Origin of the sequence: Streptomyces europaeiscabiei (assembly GCF_001550375.1) — a bacterium.
Taxonomy (GTDB): domain Bacteria; phylum Actinomycetota; class Actinomycetes; order Streptomycetales; family Streptomycetaceae; genus Streptomyces; species Streptomyces europaeiscabiei.
Window position 1 is genome coordinate 1 of record NZ_LRTR01000666.1, and the last position, 1,394, is coordinate 1,394.

At 72.1% G+C, this 1,394-nt stretch carries 1 protein-coding gene and 1 pseudogene; both read left to right on the plus strand.

Annotation, left to right across the window (positions count from 1 at the left end):
- The first annotated feature begins 200 nt into the window (after positions 1–200).
- Positions 201–551 (plus strand): metallopeptidase family protein, encoded by a 351-nt coding sequence (locus AWZ10_RS32575; protein ID WP_037689314.1) that lies wholly within the window; start codon positions 201–203, stop codon positions 549–551.
- A gap of 284 nt (positions 552–835) precedes the next feature.
- Positions 836–1,394: pseudogene (locus tag AWZ10_RS32580) on the plus strand (hypothetical protein); the annotation flags it as partial.

The following is a 1,394-nucleotide window of genomic DNA, read 5'->3' on the forward strand; positions in this document are numbered from 1 at the left end:
CCGCGCACCCGCGTGCGCCCGACGCCCCCACCCACCCCTTCCTGCCCCGCAGGGGCACCCTGACCGCTCCGGGACAACTCCTGGATGTTCACCATCCGAGCGGCACCGAAGCGGCCCCGCCCGTCCGCCGTGCCCCCGTGGCGGACAGACGGGGCCTTCGCGCCCCTCCGATTACGCGCCCCGTCGTTGACAATGGCCCTGTGCTGGAGATGACGCGCGACGCGTTCGAAGAGCTGGTGAGTGAGGCCCTGGACCAGATCCCGCCTGAGCTGACGCGGGTCATGGACAACGTGGCGGTGTTCGTGGAGGACGAACCGCCCGCCGACGACCCGGAGCTACTGGGTCTCTACGAGGGAACCCCCCTCACGGAGCGCGGGGAGTGGTACGCCGGAGTCCTGCCGGACCGCATCTCGATCTACATGGGCCCGACCCTGCGCTACTGCGAGACGCCGGAGGAGGTGGTCCACGAGGTGGCCGTCACTGTCGTGCACGAGGTGGCGCACCACTTCGGCATCGAGGACGCACGGCTCCACGAACTGGGCTGGGGCTGACCCCCCGGCGTTCTCGACACACCCCCACCTTGCCCCTGACCAGGGGTGATGAACGCCCCTCGGGTGATCCGGTCCGGCAGCACCCCCGTGCACCCCAAACCCCACGACTCGCGCGTACGAGAGATACGAGCGGCGCGAAAGCCACACAGGCCACGCAACAGCCCGGCACACCACGCACAACGACCGGCGCAGCACGCACAGCCACCCGACTCCAGTCCCCCGCCCCCACGACCCCCACGACCTCCCGCCGCATATCCGCCCCCAACCATGGGCATACGGGACCAATGGCCAGCGTCCCCGCCGCCCCAGCCACCGCCGCCGACACCTCGCGTACGACCCTGCGCCGCATCCTCCGGGCCATGCCGCGGGCCCCTCGCGCCCTGGCCCGGCGCTATCGCTCGCGCCGCGCGCACCCGACCTTCGAGCTGGTCCACCACCCCCACCCCTGGGCGCGCGCGCTCAGCCTGGTCGCGGTCGTCCTGCTCGGCGCCTGGCTGGGCCTGCTGATCGTGGGGAACGTACGCACCCCCGTCGGCCCCATGAACACGACGATGACCCTGCGCCCGTCCCTCACCGGCGGCACGAAGATCAACGTCTCTCCGCTGGGCGCCCTGGAGCTGCAGAGCCACAACGCCCCCGTACGCCTGGACGTGAACGTCGACCAGCTCGACCCGGAGCGCGCCCAGGCCCTGGTCGACCATCCCGAGCGGATCTCCGGACTGCAGGAGGAGATCGCCTCCGACGTGCAGCACGGCACCATCGACCTCGCCGTACGGTCCGGCGTCGCCGTCGTCGTCGGGGCCACCACGCTCGGCCTCGCCGTGTACCGCCGCCCCCGCCGCG